We start from the raw sequence: 21346 nt of genomic DNA, 5'->3' as shown, positions 1-21346 counted from the left end.
ATTTATGGTGCTAATATCTGCATCCGGCAAAAGTCATTACCGGAATGAACAGCAATAAAGATATAAATAACCGTTTCATAATCTGTATTTTAATTGATTTGATTCAGCCAGCCGGCAATTAGCGAATGGCAGTTGGACGTTTGTGAAGAGCGTATCCACAGACTTGGAGTCAGGAAGTTGCCTTCCGGAATGAGCCGTTTGGCATCAGACTCTACACTGCTGATTCCACTGCTTGCGCTTGATACGATCAGACCGATACTTTTGCCTCCCATCCGGTTGCCGTATTGAAACAGGAATGTTTGCAATGGGGCGGCCATATTGCTCCACCAAAGGGGTGCGCCTATGATAATCCGGTCGTAATCGGCGATATTCACCTCCACAGGTTTGATTGCAGGATAAGATGCCGCGTCATTCGGCTGGTTCCGGATTGCCTGAATCAACGCGCTTCCGATGGCATAGTTGTTGGCGGCATAGTCGAGTCCCTCTTCGGCCGGTTCAACTCTTATCACATCGGCTTCTATCTGTGTCTGTAAGTCACAGACAATCGTATGCACATTGTTCGTGAAACTGTAATACACGATAAGGGTTTTACCCGTTGTCGGATCGGGGTCAGGAGTCGGATCAGGATCGGGAGTAGGTGTCGGAACTTCGGTCTGCGGACCATCTGGTTCGTTACTATCGGTAGAGCAGGCGCTCAATTCCACCGCTACAAAAACGGCGAATAATAAATACAGGTACTTTTTCATGGCTTCTTACATATTAAAATAAAACTTTCATTTTCATATCTGTTATTTTTAGTTGTTTCTTTGATGCAAAGATAAAAGCAAAGACCTGCAACGTCTTTGTTGCGAGGCTCAATGTGTTTTGTTTTAGCGACCTACCTGCCGTTGTTGCTCGGCATTGTATCTGTCTCCGACAACGGGAATGGCGGCAACAGCGTTTTCCAGTTCTTTCCACTCTTCGGGAGAAAGTGTAAATTCCAGTGTGCGCAGGTTCTCCTCCAGATGTGCAAGTTTCGTTGTTCCGGGAATCGGTACGATCCACGGTGCCTTCTGGAGCAACCAGCCGAGTGCTACTTGTGTCGAGGTCATGCCTCTCGTGCGGCCGAAGGCTTGCAGCACATTCACGATGCGGGTATTTGCCCGCATTGCTTCCGCTTGGAAGCGCGGCAGGGTCTGTCGGTTGTCGTTGTTTGGGTCGAAAAACGTGTATTCGTTGATGCAGCCGCCCAAAAATCCCCGATTCAGCGGGCTGTATGGAACAAAGCCGATTCCCAGTTCCCGACAGGCGTCGAGCACTCCGTTTTCCTCCACCAGACGGTGCATCAGGTGATATTCGCTTTGGATGGCCGTCAGCGGGCAAACGGCATGAGCCTTGTGGATGGTCTCGGCGTTGACTTCGCACATGCCCCAGTGTTGTACTTTGCCCTCTTTCATCAGGTCGGCAATAGTCGATGCTACCTCTTCTGCCGGGGTGTTGGGGTCGGCACGGTGCTGGTAGAACATGGGAAGCGAATCAAGCCGGAGGCGACGGAGCGACTCTTCGCAATAGCGACGGATGGTCTCAGGCCGACTGTCCTGACGTCCCGTGCCTTTTCCGTCGATTACTTCGTGTCCGAATTTAGTCGTTACGTTAATCCGGCCTTTGAACTCGGCCAGTGCTTCTCCGGCTAAATTCTCGTTGGTCAGCGGCCCGTAGATGATGGCGGTATCGAAGAGCGTTACACCGCGATCCACTGCTTCGTGCAGCAACCGGATGCATTGCTTCTTGTCCGGATGCTGGCTACGGTTGTAGGTCATGCCCATCACGCCAAAACCGAGTGCCGACACTTCGAAAGCTGCCTTGCCCTTACCCAATATACGATGTCCCGTAATGTGGGCGACATCGCTATTGTTATCAGATGCTGCCGTCTGTTTCGTTTCAGCGGCAAATACCTTGTCCAGTCCGGTGGGCATGGCCAATGCGGCTCCTGCCAGTGCTGCCGTCTTGAGAAATCCGCGACGACTGATATTCATTTTATTGTTTTCTTCTTTCATGCTATTTATTTTTTTAGTTCCTTGATTGTTCTTGCCGGATTGCCCGCAACAACGGTCATGGGCGGCACATCTTTGGTTACTACGCTGTTTGCTCCTATGATAGCGCCGTATCCGACTCTGACACCGGGGAGAATCGTGGCGTTGATACCGATCTAAACTTTATCCTCAATGACAACGGGACGGCCGTAAGTCGCACTGCGGTTTTCCGGATCGGAGTCATGGTTGATGGTAATGATGTTTACTTTCGGACCGACCAAAACATGTTCGCCGAGTGTAATGCCGCCACGTCCGAAAAACGTACAGCACTGTTGGATAAAGCAGCCTTTACCTATCTTTATATGCTTGCCGTAATCCACATAAAACGGAGGTAGTAAGGTTACGGACTCATCCACTTCCTGCCCGATGATTTCTCCCAGTATCCGGCGGACTTCATCCGGTGTATGGTAGCCGTTGTTCAGTTCGGCCGCTGTTTTCATTGTATCCCAAATGGAGTTTATTAACTCGTCGTATCCCTGATCCGACGGGGAAACAATTTCTCCGTTCAAGTCTCTTGCAAAAATTTCATTCATAATGATGCTTCGTTTAATGTTCTGGTGCAAAGTTGTTACGAAGAGAGCCTCGTAACAACTTTGCTACGAGGCTCAATTAATTTTGTCCTGAAGTTCATTTTACCATGACGGAGCTACACCGTAGGCTTCCTTATATATTTTGGAGAAATGCGACAGGTTCTTGAAGCCTACATCGAAACAGGCTTCCGTCACTCTTTTCTTGCCCGATTTTATCAGGCCGTGCGCTGCCTCCAGACGACGTCTGATAATCCATTTCTGCGGTGTCAAATCGCTCACTTTGGCAAAATCACGTTTGAAGGTTGCCAGACTGCGTCCTGTATAACTCGCGATTTCCCCCATCGAGAGGTCATACATGTAATTCTCATTCAGATAGTCGAGAATGTCTATTTTCCATGGTTCCATGAAATCGAACAGCGAAGCATAGAGGTTCCTGTCGGTATTGAGCAGTACATACAGCCCCTCGGTCATTTTTAACTTCAGTACATCTTCGGAAGGCTTTTCGCCCGCATCGAAGTAAGGGATAACCGATTCGAACAGCGACCGAATGTCGGGTCTGTTACTCGGTAATACACGCAGACTTGCTTTTTCACGCTTGGAGTCGGCCGGTATCTGTTGTTGGTTGAGTGTATGGTAAAACTCCCTCAGAAAAGGCTTTGTGAATTTCAGCACGACGGAGCGGTAGGGCTTATTGTCCTCAACCTTTTTTTGCAGCCACATCCGGTTATCACGCCGCATGAAAGCGCAATTTCCCGGATGCAGAACGGTTTTCTTTCCCCGTTCCTCTATTTCCAATTCGCCGGAGCATAGATAAATAAGCGTATGCTCCCTGTTTTCGTGGGCACACCCCCGGTCATCGGTGAAATAGCTCGCTATAAGCACATTCAAGCAATCGAATACATCTAATTGTTCCATATTGTCAGCCTTTTATTTTTGCAAAGGTAGCAAGTTATATTTGCTTTTTATTTGTTGTGAAGCTCAATGTTTTCTCGGAAAAATCATAAGGAACAATTTATCCTATCAAAAAAAACACATTATCTTTGCAATACAATTTGAGCTGTTTAGCCGCTTTCCTATCCATGCCTTATACCTCATGCGAATTCTTTTTTATCTGTTTGCGACCAAATAAATAGCTTCAGACTGTATCAAATATAAATAAAAGCAAGATGACGAGCTACATTTTGAACCGCCAATGACGATTCTTAGTCTTTAGAAGACCTTTTCTTAATTTATTTTACAAAAAAGTATTTTTCCCTCACCCGCTCCGAAATCTTATGTGTCTACTTAGTATAAAGCGAATTTTTATACTAATGTTAATCTAAAATTTAAGTTATGAAACACAAGATTTTACTTGTACTTCTTTTAGGCTTGATGGTTGCGTTTACAGCCTCTGCCCAGAAGGTAACCTTGCAATTTCGGCAAGTTAAGTTAGCAAAAGTCTTTGATGCTATCACTCAACAAACAGGGCTAACTGTAGCATACAGTCGTCCTACGGTTGATCCTGACCGAATTGTAACTATTGAAGCTAATAAAGAAGAACTTTCCCAAGTACTTACTCAATTAATGAAAGGTACGAATGTGACTTTTGAAATTGGTGAGAAGAAAATCTATTTGAAAGAAAAGCCAACTTCGGATGTACAGCAAAGCCGAAAAGTTAAAACAATCTCTGGTACCATAGTTGATGATAAAGGCGAGCCGGTGATTGGTGCCAGTATCATAATTGAAGGAACTTCACAAGGTACTATCACTAACATTGATGGTGAATATACTTTGGCTAATGTCCCTGAGAATAGCATGATTACTATTTCATTTGTAGGCTATAAGTCGTTAACCTTTGCTGCTAATGATAAAACTTTAGCAAATATCACTTTGAAAGAAGATAGCGAATTGATAGATGAAGTAGTAGTAGTGGGTTATGGTGTGCAAAAAAAGAGAGATGTAACAGGTGCAATGGCTTCTGTAGATGCAGCGAAGATAGCGTCAGTTCCTGTAACTTCAGCTTCTGAAGCTTTACAAGGACGTGCTTCCGGTGTATTGGTTTCTCAGGATAATTGGGCACCGGGCACCTCACCTACAGTTTTAATTCGTGGAAAACGTTCAATCAATGCCAGTAATGAACCGTTGTACGTAGTTGATGGTGTACCTATTACAGGCGGACTTCGAGAAATAAGTCCTTCGGATATTGCTTCAATGGAAGTCTTGAAAGATGCATCCGCTACTGCCATTTATGGTTCAAGAGGTGCTAATGGCGTTGTTTTGATTACGACCAAACAAGGTAAAGATGGTAAAACGCAGGTTGACTATTCCGGGTACTTTGGTATTCAAACTATACAGAATAAACTGGAATTAATGAATGGAGCCCAATATGCAGAATATGTGCGTGAGGCTTACCGCAATACAAATAGTTCGAACAAATATCCTACGGACTATCCTGATAAAACAGCGGATATGGCAAATCCCATGTTCAAACAGGACGCCTATGTACTTGAATCATTGATGATGGCTTATGATGAAAATGGAAATTATGACCCTTCAAAAGTACGTTCTGACAATTGGTTTGATCATGTTACACGCAACGGTATTATAACCGATCATCAGATAAGCGTCAATGGTGGAAATGCCAAAACAAACTTTTTGGCATCTGCTACTTATAATAAGAATGAAGGTATCATGAAAGATCAGAGTTACGAACGTTATTCTATACGTTTGAACTTGAATCATGAAATCAACCAGTGGTTTAAATTTGGACTTCAAACGCAATACTCACATTCTGTAAAGGAGCGTGGTAGTGGGATGGAAGGTGATGCTTATATGTACCGCATCAGTCCTTTGGGCTCATTACGCAATGAGGATGGTACTCCTACTCAGTTGGTAGCCTCTGATGCTCAGATGTGGAACCCTTTGATGAATCTTGAAGAAGGAGCAGTATCTGCACCTGAGAAAGTTAGTCGATATTTAGGTAGTTATTATGTGGAAGTGACCTTTCCTGTAAAGGGTTTGAAGTTCAAAAGTAATTTAGGACTTGACGCCCGCACTAAACAAGATTATCAATTCTATTCCTCTAACACAAGTACCCGCCAGTTAGGAACATCCTATGCTTATAATGGTATGAGTAAGTACACGATGATGACTCTTGAGAACATGCTGTTCTATAACCGCGATTTTGGTAAAGACCATACTTTGGGGGTGACCTTGCTGCAATCTATTCAGGAAGATAAGACAGAATCGAATAAGATTGGAGTGCAGGATGTTACTTCAGATGATTTGCTGTACAACGACTTGGCATCTTCTTCTATTATAGATAAAATAGGTAGTAATTTGACGAAGTGGACTATGGCGTCTTTTATGGGACGTGTCAATTATGGATTTAAAGGAAGATATCTCTTTACCGGTTCAGTACGTTATGATGGCTCTTCCCGTTTAGCAGAGGGGCACAAATGGGTTGCTTTCCCATCAGTGGCATTGGCGTGGCGTGTCAGTGAAGAAGCTTTTATGAAGAAGCAGAATTTCCTTTCTAATTTAAAGTTAAGAGCTGGTTGGGGAAAGACTGGTAATTCTTCTATTGATCCTTATATGACGAGAGGCGGTCTTGGCTTGTCTACATATGTATGGGATAATGGAGCTTCTGAAGTATTAGGATATGCACCTAAGATAATGGCAAATAGTGAATTAACTTGGGAAACCACAAAACAATGGAACGTAGGTGTAGACTTTGGTTTCTTTAATAACAGACTAAGTGGTACTGTTGATTTATACCTTCAACACACTTCTGACCTTTTGCTGGAACGTCAGATACCTGTCGTGTCCGGATTTGGGAGTGTCCTTTCCAATGTAGGTGAAACTAAAAATAAAGGTATTGAAATTTCACTTTCTTCTTTGAATATCAATACGAAAAGTTTCCAGTGGACTACCGACGTGATGTTCTATGCAAATAAAGAATCTATCGAATCACTGTATAATGGGAAAGTAGATGATATTGGTAATAAGTGGTTTATCGGACATCCTATTAATGTGCATTATGATTATGAGAAAATAGGAATCTGGCAGAATACACCGGAAGATTTGGCTGAAATGGAAGAGTTTAATAAGAATGGTGCCAACTTTAAACCGGGAGATATAAAGATATGGGATAACGGCGATAAGAAAATTACGGAGGCTGATCGTAAAATATTAGGTTCTACCAGTCCGAAGTTCATTGCAAGTATGGTGAATAGTATCAGCTATAAAGGATTTGATTTTTCTATTTTCCTGTATGCCAGTGTGGGAGCTATGCTTAATAATAATATTGAGTATTTGAATAAACCCGGACGTGCTAACAGTATTGTTATTGATTACTGGACTCCGACGAATCCGACAAATGCCTATCCACGCCCAAGTGTTGACAATGCTTCACCAGCTTATGTGAAGTCACTTCAATATGAAAAGGCCGATTTCATCAGAGTTAGAAATATAACTTTGGGATATACTTTACCGGAGAAATTATTGAAAAAAATACGTGCTCGTAAAATACGTGTATATCTTTCTGCAAACAATCCATTTGTTATTACCGGATTCTCTGGAATTGATCCTGAAGGAGCAAGAGGCTATACAGCGCCAAGTGCTTCGACATGGATGGGTGGAGTAAATCTTTCTTTCTAAAATTAATCAGAGTTCTAAATCTTTAAAATAGTTGAGATATGAAAATAAGATATATTAGTATTATGTTGTTGTTTGCTTTCTTGGTTTCGGGTTGCAGCGATTGGCTGCAAGAAGATGATTCTTCAAAGCTGACATATGATTTTTATGCTACTGAGAAGGGAATAGATGCAGCATTAGTTGCCACTTATTCATATATGAGATGGGGAGCCGGCAATAAGGCCAGATATAATATGATGACTGAATTAGGAGTTGATTTGTTTACTGAAGCACGTGACGGAAAGACTCGCGAATCTTTTAATCGTTATGAATCCGGTTTTATGAATCCTTCTTTGAAGGTTTTATATGAATTCTGGGAAAATCATTATAAAGCAATCAGTACGGCGAATATTGCTATAAACCAAGTAGAAAAAAGTACTGAATTATCCGAAGCTAAAAAAGAACTGAGTTTAGGAGAATTGCATTTTTTGCGTGCTTATTTTTATTTTGATTTAGTGCAGCAGTTTGGCAAAATACCTTTGGAAACAAAAGGTAATTTTGAAGTGAGGACTGATTATAAACGGGCACCTGTAGCAGATATCTATAATCAGATTGTTAGTGATTTGAGAATTGCAGAACCGTTGCTTCCAACAAAACCCGCGAATGGAGGCAAGGCTTCAAGAGATGCAGCCGCACACATTCTTGCTAAGGTGTATTTGACTCGTGCCAGTGCGGAAACAGATATTCGTGGCATGAAGCCTACCGATCTGGATAGTTGTCTTTATTATGCAGAGAGTGTATTACCGGAGAATGGAGGTACGCACAAATTAATGAGCAACTATGCGGACTTATGGGATATGAAGAATCAGGGCAACTCAGAAGTAATTTATGCAGTGCAATTTACAAATAATCCGTTGTATAATGATGACGGAAACTGGTTTCATCTTTATTGGAATGCAGCCATGTATGAATTACAACCGGGTATGATACGTGATATTGCAAATGGACGTCCTTATGGGATGATTCGTCCGACTGATAAGACTTTACTCACTCTTTTCGATCGTAAAAACGACTCTCGTTTCTATAAGAGTTTCAAAATGGTTTTTTATGCGAATAACAAAAAAACATTGCCTAAATGGGAAACTTTATCCTATAATGGTGAGGTTTATTTCACTCCCGATCCGGCAAAAGGACAAAAAGAAGGTAAGAATAAAATTGAATTAGGAGATACAGCTATCTATTTCTCAGTACAGAAATGTGGCTTGCAACCAGGAACATTAGAGATGAAAAAGTATCTCGCTAACTTTAAATATGTATATATGCCTTATGAGATGCACGATATAGAAGGTCATCCCGTACTGGTTAAACATCTTGATCCTACACGTCCGGATAAAAATACGCAAGCAGGTGCACGGGAATGGGTACGCATGCGTTTGGGAGAAACTTATCTGATTGCAGCCGAAGCTGCTGGTAGAAAAGGAGATTATGAGTTGGCAGCAAAATATATCAATGTAGTTAGGAAGCGTGCAGCATGGGCCGATAAAGAAGTGAAAGCTCCCCAATATTGGAAAGAAGAAGGTGGCGAAATGAATGACATGAACAGTACCTACGATTTGATAAAAGTTACACCGGATGAATTGAAGAGCGATTTTGTCACTTTTATCTTGGATGAAAGAGGCCGTGAGTTGTTAGGTGAAATTTATCGATGGGAAGACTTGGTACGTTGCGGGGTTCTGTATGATTGGGTTATGAAATTCAATGGAGAAGCCAAAGCTGCCGGAACCATGAGACCTTTCCATAAGTTACGTCCTATTCCTCAAAATCATATCGACCGTTTGAAACCGGCAGGCAAGATTGAGGAAGAACAAAATGAAGGATACTATTAATAGATAGAAGAATGAAAAAATTACCGATACTATTATTATTTCTATTGGTCTCTTTCCTGACCTATGCGCAGCAGGATACTCATAAGCGTTTATTCATTCTGCTCGGGCAATCCAATATGTCAGGGAGGGCACCTATAGAAAATGCGGATACGGCAGCTTTACCATTGGTAAAGCTGCTGGATGCCGACGGGCGTTTTGAAGTTGCCCGAAATCCATTGAACCGTTTCTCAAATATCCGTAAGGGTATTACGATGCAAAAATTAGGTCCCGGCTACCATTTTGCTAAGACTTTGTCCGAGCAGTTGCAGGATACTATATATCTTGTAGTCAATGCACGTGGAGGTACAGCTTTAGAGCGTTTCATGAAGAAGGATCCGGCAGGCTATTATAAGAAAACATTAAGCCGTATAAAACAAGCATTGCGTGCGTACCCCGATATGAAACCGGAAGCCATAATATGGCATCAGGGAGAATCAAACCGGGATGATTATCAGAACTATCTGAATCATTTGAATAAATTGGTTACAGATTTGCGTACCGATTTAGGTATTCCCGATTTACCCTTTATTGCAGGAGAAATAGGAAAGTGGAATCCGGATTATTCGCATATTGTGAAACGGATTGCTGCGATTCCTGATAGCATTTCTTACGCGAGTCTTGTTTCGTCTGAAGAGCTGACTAATATTGATGAGTTCCATTTCGATGCAAAGTCACAAAAAATATTAGGTGAACGTTACGCAAAGAAATATCTTGAAATATCCGGAATAGAGGTTACAAGACTGGCACAGATACGTGCTAAACTGTTTGATCCGAATAGTTCGGGTGTATTGGTAGCTTCCCATCGCGGTGACTGGCGAAATGCTTGCGAGAACTCACTGGAAGCCATTGAAAACGCTATCCATATGGGAGTTGACATTGTTGAAGTAGATCTTGGCCGGACTAAAGACGGGCATTTGATTCTCATGCATGACCAGACACTTGACCGTACTACTACCGGAAAAGGAAAAGTTGAAGATCATACTTTAGCTGAGATAAAAGATTTGCGCTTACGAAATGGCTGTCATATTAAGACTATTTATAAAGTTCCCACATTAGAGGAAGCTCTATTGCTGGCTAAGGGAAAAGTGATGCTTAATCTGGACAAAGCTTTTGACTATTTCGATCAGGTTTATGAATTACTGGAAAAAACAGGAACTACTAATCTGGTAATAATGAAAAGTAATGCTCCGGCTGAAGATGTGAAGCGTGATTATGGAAAATACTTGGATAAAGTAGTTTTTATGCCAAAGGTTAATTTGGATGATAAAGACGCTATTCAGAAGTTAAATGATTATCTTCGGGTATTGAAACCGATGGCTATTGAGTTTAAGTTTGCCTACGATACAAATCCGTTGCCCTATGAGGTTAAAAAAATCATGGCTGGTAAATCTCATATATGGTATAATACGTTATGGGATACACATGCCGGTGGACACGACGATGATTGTTCACTGCTAAATAAGGATAAAGGCTATGGTTACCTGATAAATAATCTGGGTGCTACTATCTTGCAGACAGACCGTCCGGCATACTTGATTGACTATTTGAAATATAAAGCAAAAGTTATGAATTGTGATCGCGATTGGACTTATTTAAAATCAGAGAATGAATATCAAGCTCCTTCTGTATCGAATTTTACTATTGAAGAGAGTTTCTTGAAAGGAAAGCAAAGTCCGCAGACGAATGAAGATGGCATCATTGTCACTCCTTATTTCGCGGCCGTTATTGATGGAGCTACCGCTAAATCTACTTTCACTCATGATGGCAAGAAAACAGGCCGTCTGGCTATGGAACTTGCTTTGGAGGCTATTCGTGAATTTCCCAAGGATATTGATGCAACAGAAGCACTTCGTAGAATTACAGAAAAAATACACCAGTTTTATGTAGAACACAACTTACTTGATGAATTGAAAACCGAACCGGGAAAGCGCTTTACTGCTAATGGAGTGATTTATAGTTATGCCCGAAATGAGGTATGGCAGGTAGGCGATTGTCAATGTATCATTGGAAATTTGTATTCTTCTAACGAGAAAGAAATAGATGCTATCATGGCGAATGCACGTGCGGTGGTCAATGAAGTTGCTTTGCTGGATGGGGCGACGCTGAAAGATTTGGAATCTCACGATCCGGGACGGGAGTTTATCTATCCTTTTCTGCAAAAACAGGCACTTCTGCAGAATTGTCCCGTAGAAGGACAGTACTTCGCTTTTCCAGTGTTTGATGGATTTCCCGTACAGATGAAACAGGTGAATATCTTCTCCGTGGGCGATGCGAAGGAGGTGGTATTGTCTTCTGACGGTTACCCTCATTTATATTCCACCTTGCGTGAGTCGGAATGTTATCTTGCAGATATTCTGGAGAAAGATCCTCTGTGTATGCGGTTGTATAAGAGTACAAAAGGCATGAAAAAAGGCGATCTCTCTTTTGATGACCGTGCTTATTTGAGGATAAAAATGAAGTGAATAGTGCATATTTCAATTTAAGCCCGAAATGGGTGTAGCCAGGTATCTTATTTTTATTTCTTTATTTTCGCTCATTCAGGACTCGGAACTAAATTTAAATATTTTATTAATTATGGAACTTGAAGAATTGCGCGATACACTGAAAATAGCCAGTGCTCGCGAGTATGCTCTTATTGAAGAGCTGTTGGTCGGTGTCGATAAAAAAAAGTTTGATTAAGCAGATCAGGTATCGTATGTAAAGTGGATACGGGCGGGAGAGTTGCCGGAAGAATAAGGAGGAAAAGGCGGAGTAATCCGCCTTTTTGCTAACTTTGCAAAAAACATTGCATGCCTCTATGCCATATAAAGGCAGCATCAAAAAAACATTTTTATGACAAGAGAACAGAAGATATTATCCTTGTTAGCCCAGTTTAAGGAGCTGGGTATTGACAAACAGATAGATTACGATAAATTCTATTTGTATTCTCTTATTACCCATTCAACAGCTATTGAAGGTTCTACTGTCACTGAAATTGAGAATCAACTTTTGTTTGATGAGGGTATCAGTGCGAAAGGTCGTTCTATGACTGAGCAACTAATGAACTTAGACCTGAAAGCAGCATACGAACAATCTATTGCTTTTGCAAAGAGTCATAGTGATATTTCTGTTGATATGCTTAAGCAACTATCTTCTATCGTTCTGAAGAATACTGGAACAATATATCAAACTGCATTAGGTGAATTTTCGTCAGCGAATGGAGATTTGCGATTACTGAACGTTACAGCCGGAACCGGAGGACGCTCTTATATGAATTACTCAAAGGTACCTACAAAGTTGGCAGAACTTTGCGAAAGTATAAACCAGCGACGAAAGGCTCTTTCAAAAACGAATGTTATTGAATGCTATAAGTTGAGTTTCGACGCTCACTTCCATTTAGTAACAATTCATCCGTGGGCTGATGGCAATGGCAGGATGTCTCGTTTGCTGATGAATCAGTTGCAGTTTGAGTTTGGAATCATTCCTACCAATATTAACAAAGACCATAAAGCGGAATATATTGAATCTCTTATAGCTACTCGTGAAAACGATGATATAGAACTATTTCACAACTTTATGTTCGATGAACATATCCGCAATTTAGAGCAGACGATTCGTAATTATCAGGCATCCATAGAAGATGAAGGTTTAGAACCTCGTGTCGATGTCGGTATAAATGTCGGTATAAATGTCGGTATAAACGAACAACGTGTATTAGAGCTTATCCGGATAAATAACCGAAGCACTGCAAAGGAGATTGCAGAATCGCTTTCGGTTTCCTTACGGCAAGGTGAACGTATTATGGCAGCATTAAAAGAGAAAGGGTTAATCAAACGTGTCGGCTCTAACAAATCAGGACATTGGGAGTTGAGAGGGGCATAAATAGGTAATGCTGAATCATTGGGAATTCTTCAAAATCAGTAAGCGAATAAAAAAACAATCCCTTTTTCATTTTGTATTGGAACAAAATTTTAATAGGTTTGCAAAACCTAATTATTCACTTCTAACAATCTTTGTTCCTTAAAATATAAGCATGGAAAAGAATTTGGCTGATTTTTCAGATGATAGCTATTTATTGGAGGAGATAAAACGGGGAAACGAAGAAGCATTCGTTTATCTGTTTAAAAATTACTTTCCGCGTTTGCGTGGATATGCTATTCGCTTTATTGAAGATGAAGAAATCGTTCGGGATATTATTCAGGAATGTTTTCTGAAGTTCTGGGAGAAGAGAGACTTACTTTCGTCGGTCTCCATAACTTCTTTGCTGTTTGCAATGGTGCGCAACGGATGCCTGAACTACCTGAAACACGTATCCATTGTAGAGAAACACCGGATTGAATACCTGGCATCCATTGACGGGGAAGAACGGCTTTACTATACCGACTTCACCTTTGATGCAGACAATAAACTCCTCTATGACGAATTGCAGGAGCAAATCAAACTTGTCATCGGTCAGCTACCTGACCGTTGTCGCGAAGTCTTCCTACTGAGTCGATTCACCCATCTCAAGAACAGGGAGATAGCCGATAAATTACAAATATCCACTACAGCCGTGGAGAAACATATTTCTAAAGCCCTTGCCCTTTTTGAACGTCACTTCAAGGATAAGTATCCGGTAGACATCTATATAATGGTTTTAGCTTGGGTAATTATGAACGAATAAACAGAATAACCAGGAGGAGAAAAAGCAGAGAACTAAAAATTTTCTGCTTTTTTCTTTTTCCGAGGTTGGGTAGAATTAAAATTAGTTGTTACATCCTATAGAAAGAGAATTTATGAAAACAGAAACAAACATTCACGAATTGGCGATCCGCTACTTTGAAGGACACATTTCAAAGGCAGAAGAGAAACTCTTGTTCAGTTACATTGAGCAAGCGGAAGAAAACCGCCTGCGGTTTCGTCAGTGGGAAAAAGAATGGAAGGTTACTAATGAAGGGGACGAACAGACCATGCATGAATGGCAACGTCTGCAACGCCGCCTTCGTACGCAAGAGGCTATTATGCCGATGTTGCCCCGTCGTTATTTCAGCTTCTGGCGCAGAGTGGCTGCCGTAGCTGCCATCGTGGTGCTTACTGCCGGGGCTACGCTGGGCATCTGGAACATTGCTTCCTTATCTTCTACCGAAGATTATTTCGTATTCGAAGCTCCCTACGGAGAAAAGAGCAAGATGACTTTGGCAGATGGTACGGTGGTATGGCTGAATGCCGGTTCCGTACTGAAGTATTCGGATAAGTTCAACGAGCGGAATCGTAAAGTAATACTTAGCGGTGAGGCTTATTTTGAAGTCACGAAGAAGGAAAAAGCCAAATTCACGGTGCAAACCTGTGGATATGATGTAGTAGTGAAAGGAACGAAATTCGATGTTTCCGCCTATCCTGAAGACTCAGTTGTCACTACGGCACTGATGGAAGGAATTGTAGAAATCCATCGCGGGGAACAGCGGATAGAGATGGCACCCGGTGAATTTGTGAAGTTGGATATGGCTACCGGAAAAATCACACGTACCCGTAATGATGTGAAGCAATGGAAAGCCTGGTCGGAGAATCGAATTGAATTTGAGGATATTACGTTGAAAGAACTGGTAGCGAAGCTATCCCGCCAGTATGACGTCAATATCAGTCTGGAATCGGAACAGGTAGGTGCCAAACGGTTCCGCATTTCATTAAGAAACCGTGAGACGATAGGAGAGGTGATGGCTGCTTTGCAGGAGATCATCCCGATAGCTGTCGAACGCAGAGGAAAGGATATATATATCAGAGAATAAAATCAATTTTGTAACAACTAATTAAATCAAGAAAAGCTATGAACAACCGAAAATCAATTCTATGCTTATTCCTTTTGTTCTTGCTCAGCTTGGGTTCATTATCTGTAAATGCCCAGACAGTCAGCAAAGTTTTTAAGGAACAAACATTGAAAACTGTATTGAAGGAAATAGAGAGTCAGACAGGGCTGTCCATTATCTATCAGAAAAACGAAATAAACGAGAATAAAAAGGTTAATGCAACTTTTGAAAATACTCCCGTCGTAGAGGCATTGTCATCTATCCTTGACAAATCATTGGAGGTGAGTCTAAGAAATAAGATGATTGTGATTTCTAAAAAAGAACAAACTTCCAGCGGTGATTCGCTAAAAAAAAGAACTATAACAGGAAAGGTTGTCGATGATAAAGGAGAGCCGGTGATTGGTGCCAGTATTGCTGTTCAGGGTACTACTTTAGGTACTATTACTAACTTAGACGGTGAATACACATTAGCCAATGTTCCGGAAAACTCAGAGGTAACCGTTTCATTTATTGGATACAAGACTCTGACTTTTAAGGCTAATGATAAATCTTTATCAAAGATAACTTTGAAGGAAGATACAGAAATGCTGGAAGAAGTTGTAGTAATAGGTTATGGTAGCATGAATAAGCGAGATGTTACTACTTCTATAGCCCGCGTAGGTGGTGAAGAATTGAAAGATATGCCAGTTACGGGATTTGATCAAGCACTGGTCGGTAAGATGGCGGGTGTACAAATCACACAAACAACAGGTAAACCTAATGGGGGAACTTCAATTCGTGTAAGAGGTACAGGTTCCATTACAGCAGGAGCCGACCCTTTATATGTAGTAGATGGAGTTCCATTAGAAAGAGCTTCAAGTGCCTTGGAAACTGTTGATATGAATGATGTTGAATCAATTGAAATTTTGAAAGATGCTTCATCGGCTGCTATTTATGGTTCGCGTGGATCAAATGGTGTTGTAATGATTACGACTAAAAAAGGTGCAAGTGGAAAGGCACATGTAAGCTACAATGGTTCTGTCGGTTTCCAATCCTTATCTAAGAAAATAGATATGCTGAATGCGTATGAATTTGCTGCTTTTGCAAGAGACGGACATAATGGTTCCTATCTAACTTCTTATCCAAATGCCAGTCCCGATGATCCGAATGATGTACGTGAAAAGTCTTATGATAAAATTCCGCCTGAATTATTCCCATATTTAGAAGGAAAGTCTGGTTTAGTGGATACAGATTGGCAAGATGCTCTATATCGTACCGCACCTATTACAAAACACTCTATAACTGTTAGTGGAGGAACTGATAAAACTAAATTCTTTATTTCTGGTAATTATCTGAATCAGAAAGGTATTATAGTTAATTCCGGATATGAGAGATTTGGAGCGCGTTTAAACTTTACATATAAAACGGACAAAGTAGAATTAGGAGTAAACTTCACTCCTTCATACTCTATTGAAGATAGAGTAGATAGTGATAATAATAAGGGTGTTGTTATTAATGCCCTAATGATGCCACCGGTATGGTCTGTATATAAAGAAGACGGTTCTTATGATTATATGGGCAATGGATACTGGAAAATAGGTACTGACTATCAGCACAATGCAGTCTTGAATCCCGTAGCTATGGCTAATTTGACTAAAGATCAAGTTACCCATGCTAATTTATTGGGGAACTTCTATTTCCAATGGGAAATTATCAAAGGATTGAAGTATAAGTTTTCAGCAGCTACAAATTATAACTATTTCTATAATGAATATTATCGTTCTTCAGAACTTCCATTGCAAGGAGAAAAATATTTTCAGTCTCCTTCCAATCCTGTGGCAAAATCAAGTGGAACGTATTATTTGAATTGGCTGATTGAAAACACTTTGAATTATCAGAAAAGATTCAATGATCATAATTTGAATGTAATTGTAGGCTTTACTGCTCAAAAAGATATGATGAAAAAGCATTCGGTAGAGGCAACTGATTTTTTGAATGATTTAGTACAAAACGTAGCAGGAGGAATTGTCTCAACGGGTGGGGCAGGTTCACAAGCTTGGGCATTGGCTTCATTCTTAGCAAGAGCACAATATGATTATAAAGGAAAATACTTATTAAGTGCTGCTATACGTGCTGATGGTTCATCTCGTTTTGGTAAAAATAATCGCTGGGGATATTTCCCTTCTGTATCAGTAGGATGGAGAGTTATTTCTGAAGAATTCATGGAGGATATAAACTGGATTAGTAATTTGAAGTTGAGAGCAAGTTATGGTATCTCTGGTAATTTTAATATCGGTAATTATGAACATATTGCTTTATTGAGTTATAATCAATATGTCTTGGGTAAGGGAGAAGGAACATTGGTTTCAGGTTTACGTCCGTCCCAGCTGCCTAATGATGATTTAAGTTGGGAGAAAACTCGTATGTACAATGTAGGATTGGATGTTGGTCTATTCAAAGATCGGTTAACTTTTGAATTGGATTTATACCAGAGTAATACATACGATTTGTTACTTGATGTTCCTATTCCACAAATTACAGGTTTCTCTGATATGCGTAAGAATATTGGTGAGGTTCGTAATAGAGGTGTTGAGTTTACAGTTGGTACTCACAATAATTGGAACGGCTTTAAGTGGGATGCAAGCTTCAATATCTCTGCAAACAGGAATAAAGTATTGAAGTTAGGTCCTGAAGACGCACCAATCATTACTTCGGCAGGTGTCAGCCATGCTTATTTTAAAACAGAAGTAGGTCAGCCCATTGGTAACTATTTCCTATTGATACAAGATGGTGTCTTTAAAAGTCAGGAAGAACTGGATGCATATCCTCATTTCTCAAATGCGAAAGTGGGTGATTTCAAATTTGTAGATGCAGATGGTAATGGTAAAATGGACTTAGATGATGACCGTGCCATTGTAGGTAATTATATGCCAAAATTCACTTATGGTTTTATGAGTTCTTTCTCTTATAAGGGTGTTGATCTTTCATTTAATCTGCAAGGAGTACAGGGTAATAAGATTCTTAATCTGCAAAGACGATATATTGCAAATATGGAAGGTAATGTCAATAGTATGAGTCTTGCTTTGGATCGTTTCCAATCAACAGAAAATCCGGGTAATGGACAAGTAAACCGGGCAAATAGAAAATCTACGGGTAATAACTCAAGAACATCAACCTGGCATTTGGAAAATGGTTCATACCTTAGAATGCAAAATATAACTTTAGGATATACTTTACCTAAAAAAGTAGTGAAAAAAGCCGGATTAGAATCATTGAGAATCTTTTTCTCCGGACAGAACTTGTTTACAATTACTGGTTATTCCGGATACAATCCTGAAGTTAGTAATTATAATTCTAACGGTGCTTTAACCCAAGGAGTAGATTATGGATCTTATCCTTTGTCAAAAACTTATTCATTCGGTTTAAATGTTAGTTTCTAACGATAATAAATAATAATAAACAAGATATGAAAAATATATTATTTATATTATGTACGTTTTTCTGTTTGAGCTCCTGTGAGAGCTTTCTGGACTTAGCACCTGAATCTCAGCCCAATGCTAATTCTTTTTATAAAACGGAAAGTGATTTTAATGGCGCTGTTATTGCTTGTTACCAGACATTTAGAAGCTATCCAACAATGGTGTTAGATGTCTTGGAATATCGTTCTGACAATATGTATATGCCAAGTTTTACTTCTGGTTCACAAGATAAGTATGAGATAAATCATTTTCAGGACAACAAGACCAATAGCCTGATTGCCGATATATGGAAGAACTCGTACAGTGCTATTTCCCGTTGTAATGTAGTCATAGATAAAATACAAAATGCCGGGATTAATGCTGATAAGAAGTTGCAGTTTGAGGCAGAAGTACGATTTATCAGAGCATTCCATTATTTTAATCTGGTTCGGCTATTTGGTAAAGTTCCTTTAGTAGTCCATGAAATAACGGATAGTGAAGCTTTAAAAACACCACGCGAAGAAATCGATAAAGTGTATGAACAAATAGTGGCAGATTTAAAGTTTGCCCTTCAATTGCCTAAAAAATATGATAATTCAGATTTAGGACGTGTGACGGAAAAAGCAGCAGAAGGACTTTTAGCAAAAGTTTGTCTGACTAATGCAAAATATGCAGATGCCAAAGTTTATCTAAACAATATTATTACTAATGGAGATTGCGATTTGCTTACTAATATAACAGATGTATTTGATGTAAATAATGAGATGAATAAAGAAATCTTATTTGCAGTAAAATACAGTAAGACATTAGTGGATGGTGGACATGGGATGTGGCTTAGCTTATCAGATGTAACTCTTGCCCATTTTAGTTCTGTATTAAAAGAAGCATATGATGGTAGTGATAAACGTGCTGAATTAATCCAATATAAGAAAAGTGGAACTACTTATTTGCCAGTGAAGTTTTATGATATACAGGATGCTTCAACGAAGCAGGTAGGCAATGATTTTATCATTTTGAGATATGCAGATGTACTTCTTATGTATGCAGAGGTTTTGAATGAACTGAGTTTTAATACAGATATCAATTCAAAAGAGAGTGGATTCTATTATCTGAATAAAGTTCGTAGTAGAGCTGGTTTACCAGCTTTGAGTTCAACAGAATTACCTTCACAGGCTGAATTTAAAAAAGCAGTTTTGCATGAAAGGTATCTTGAATTCCCATTAGAAGGGAATCGCTGGTTTGATTTAGTCAGAACAGGTACTGTGAAAGAAGCTATTAAAGCTGCTTATGATATAGATGTGCCCGCTTTCAGATTAATTTTTCCAATCCCAAGTGCTGAAGTTGAAAAGGTGAATAACCCTGATATACTTCCTCAGAATCCGGAATATTAATGCCAATAGGAGACTGATAGAAAAGTGAGAGAGGTTTTGAATTCAAAAAATGATTTGCTTTTTTATCAGTCTCCCAAAAAGATAAAAATGAAGTATCTATTATTCCATATACTATTCATCTTGTTTCCTGCATTTGTGTTGTATGGTCAAGATATTCCTGAAAAAACACTTCCTACTTGGGAAGAAGGTTATTTAGATATTCATCATATTAATACAGGACGCGGAAATTCTACTTTTTTAGTATTACCGGATGGGACTACAATGTTAATTGATGCCGGTGATAATAATAGAGTGGATGAAAGGGCTGTGTCTTCGAAGCCTGATAGTACAATTACTGCGGCAGAGTACATTGTAGACTATATCAAACATTTTATGCCGGTGAAACATGGTAAACATATAGATTACTGTCTAATTACTCATTTCCATTCAGATCATTTAGGTGCTGTATTTGAGCGGAAAGTATCTAATAAAAATTATTATTTGACAGGTATAACAGAGGTGCATCAGTTATTGCCGATAAGGAGGATAGTTGATAGAGGATATCAATACATGTGTCCTGGTGAAACAAATGAGACATTTTCAAACTATAAAAGATTTATAGATTATATTTCTCTCAATGATAGAACTAAAGTAGAACCTTTTGATGTGGGAACTTTCCGGCAATTCTCCTTGATTTATTTACCGGATGAATATGATACTCAATTTAGTATCCAGAATATTTATGCTAATGGACAGTTATGGATAGGTAATAAGAAAAAATATTTATTTCCAGAATTGGAAACACTGAAAAAAGACTTTTTTCCGCGTGAAAATATGCTTAGTTGTGTTATAAAAATGACTTATGGAAATTTTACTTATTATACAGGAGGGGATATTCCTGGATTTCCAAAGGTTGGTATGCCGGCATGGCACGATGTTGAAAGTGCTGTTGCTCAAGAGGTAGGGCATGTTGAAGTTGCAGTGCTGAATCATCATGGGTATGAGGATACTACTAATGAAACATTTATTTCATCATTGTCGCCTCAGGTTTTTGTAGCTCAAACATGGAATGCTGCCCATCTGAATCATGCTGTACTTAATAGAATATTATCAAAAAGACTATATCCCTATAACAGAGACGTCTTTGTAACTAATGTACATCCTGCCGCAAAGATTGTAACGGGGAATTTGATAAACAAGCTAAAATCAACACAGGGGCATGTTCTAATTCGTGTTGAAGAGGGAGGAAAGCGATATTGGGTATATGTCTTAGATGATTCTAAATTTGGTGATTATAAGTTATTGTCTAAAAGTGGACCTTATGAATGTATACGTAATGAACAGCATTAAGAGTTTGTTGATGTTTGTGATGTTTTTTTCTTTGTCATCTATTGTAAGTGCTCAGATACATCACAAAACTGATGATAAAAAGAAATTATTTATTCTTTTGGGGCAATCCAATATGGCTGGTCGTGCGCCAATTGAGAAAAAAGATTCTTTGCCTTTACTAATGGTGAAATTATTAAATGATAAAGGTGATTTTGAAGTAGCAGAAAACCCTTTAAATCGCTATTCCAATATTCGAAAGAAACTCTCTATGCAGAAATTGGGACCGGGCTATGCCTTTGCCAAAAGA

Annotated in this window: 14 protein-coding genes and 1 pseudogene; 10 read left to right on the top strand and 5 right to left on the bottom strand. The window is 39.7% G+C overall.

Annotated features, from left to right (window positions below; all coding sequences use genetic code 11):
- Positions 1–89: 89 nt before the first annotated feature.
- From BACCELL_RS23215 to BACCELL_RS23200, 5 genes and pseudogenes are all read right to left on the bottom strand, one after another.
- Positions 90–746 (bottom strand): flavodoxin, encoded by a 657-nt coding sequence (locus BACCELL_RS23215; RefSeq protein WP_007214565.1) that lies wholly within the window; start codon positions 744–746, stop codon positions 90–92.
- Between the two features lie 123 nt (positions 747–869).
- On the bottom strand, positions 870–2036 hold the full coding sequence (locus BACCELL_RS23210; protein WP_007214564.1) for an aldo/keto reductase: 1167 nt from the start codon (positions 2034–2036) through the stop codon (positions 870–872).
- A gap of 5 nt (positions 2037–2041) precedes the next feature.
- Positions 2042–2188 (bottom strand): annotated as a pseudogene (locus tag BACCELL_RS27835) (sugar O-acetyltransferase); the annotation flags it as partial.
- A complete protein-coding gene (locus BACCELL_RS23205; RefSeq protein ID WP_007214563.1) occupies positions 2189–2605 on the bottom strand; it encodes an LbetaH domain-containing protein in 417 nt (138 codons plus the stop codon).
- A 99-nt stretch (positions 2606–2704) separates the two neighbouring features.
- Positions 2705–3517 carry a helix-turn-helix transcriptional regulator gene (locus tag BACCELL_RS23200; protein ID WP_007214562.1) on the bottom strand — a complete coding sequence of 271 codons (813 nt, stop codon included), beginning with the start codon at positions 3515–3517 and terminating at the stop codon, positions 2705–2707.
- Between the two features lie 417 nt (positions 3518–3934).
- Here BACCELL_RS23200 and BACCELL_RS23195 point away from each other — a divergent pair, with 417 nt between their 5' ends.
- From BACCELL_RS23195 to BACCELL_RS23145, 10 genes are all read left to right on the top strand, one after another.
- Complete coding sequence (locus BACCELL_RS23195; RefSeq protein ID WP_007214561.1) at positions 3935–7240, top strand: TonB-dependent receptor; 3306 nt, start codon at positions 3935–3937, stop codon at positions 7238–7240.
- A 38-nt stretch (positions 7241–7278) separates the two neighbouring features.
- Entirely contained in the window at positions 7279–9102 is a 1824-nt protein-coding gene (locus tag BACCELL_RS23190) for a RagB/SusD family nutrient uptake outer membrane protein (protein WP_007214560.1), read from the top strand.
- A gap of 11 nt (positions 9103–9113) precedes the next feature.
- Positions 9114–11603 (top strand): sialate O-acetylesterase, encoded by a 2490-nt coding sequence (locus BACCELL_RS23185; protein WP_007214559.1) that lies wholly within the window; start codon positions 9114–9116, stop codon positions 11601–11603.
- Between the two features lie 370 nt (positions 11604–11973).
- A complete protein-coding gene (locus tag BACCELL_RS23175; RefSeq protein WP_007214557.1) occupies positions 11974–13002 on the top strand; it encodes a Fic family protein in 1029 nt (342 codons plus the stop codon).
- Positions 13003–13165: 163 nt separating this feature from the next.
- Positions 13166–13783, top strand: a complete 618-nt coding sequence (locus BACCELL_RS23170) for an RNA polymerase sigma-70 factor (protein ID WP_025726380.1) — start codon at positions 13166–13168, stop codon at positions 13781–13783.
- Positions 13784–13895: 112 nt separating this feature from the next.
- The gene (locus BACCELL_RS23165) at positions 13896–14885 is read left to right on the top strand and encodes a FecR family protein (protein ID WP_007214554.1); all 990 of its coding nucleotides are present in this window, start codon (positions 13896–13898) and stop codon (positions 14883–14885) included.
- A gap of 38 nt (positions 14886–14923) precedes the next feature.
- Positions 14924–18322, top strand: coding sequence for a TonB-dependent receptor (locus tag BACCELL_RS23160; protein WP_007214553.1), 3399 nt, complete (start codon positions 14924–14926; stop codon positions 18320–18322).
- A gap of 26 nt (positions 18323–18348) precedes the next feature.
- Positions 18349–19731 carry a RagB/SusD family nutrient uptake outer membrane protein gene (locus BACCELL_RS23155; RefSeq protein WP_007214552.1) on the top strand — a complete coding sequence of 461 codons (1383 nt, stop codon included), beginning with the start codon at positions 18349–18351 and terminating at the stop codon, positions 19729–19731.
- 87 nt (positions 19732–19818) lie between these two features.
- Positions 19819–21060 (top strand): ComEC/Rec2 family competence protein, encoded by a 1242-nt coding sequence (locus BACCELL_RS23150; protein WP_044154383.1) that lies wholly within the window; start codon positions 19819–19821, stop codon positions 21058–21060.
- The coding region (locus BACCELL_RS23145) for a sialate O-acetylesterase (RefSeq protein ID WP_248604809.1) at positions 21032–21346 on the top strand (315 nt) is incomplete at its 3' end. The genes BACCELL_RS23150 and BACCELL_RS23145, both read left to right, overlap by 29 nt.

Source organism: Bacteroides cellulosilyticus DSM 14838 (assembly GCF_000158035.1).
In the GTDB taxonomy this organism is placed as follows: Bacteria; Bacteroidota; Bacteroidia; order Bacteroidales; family Bacteroidaceae; genus Bacteroides; species Bacteroides cellulosilyticus.
Note: the sequence above shows the minus strand (reverse complement) of the source record. Positions and strands in the feature narration are given on the sequence as shown.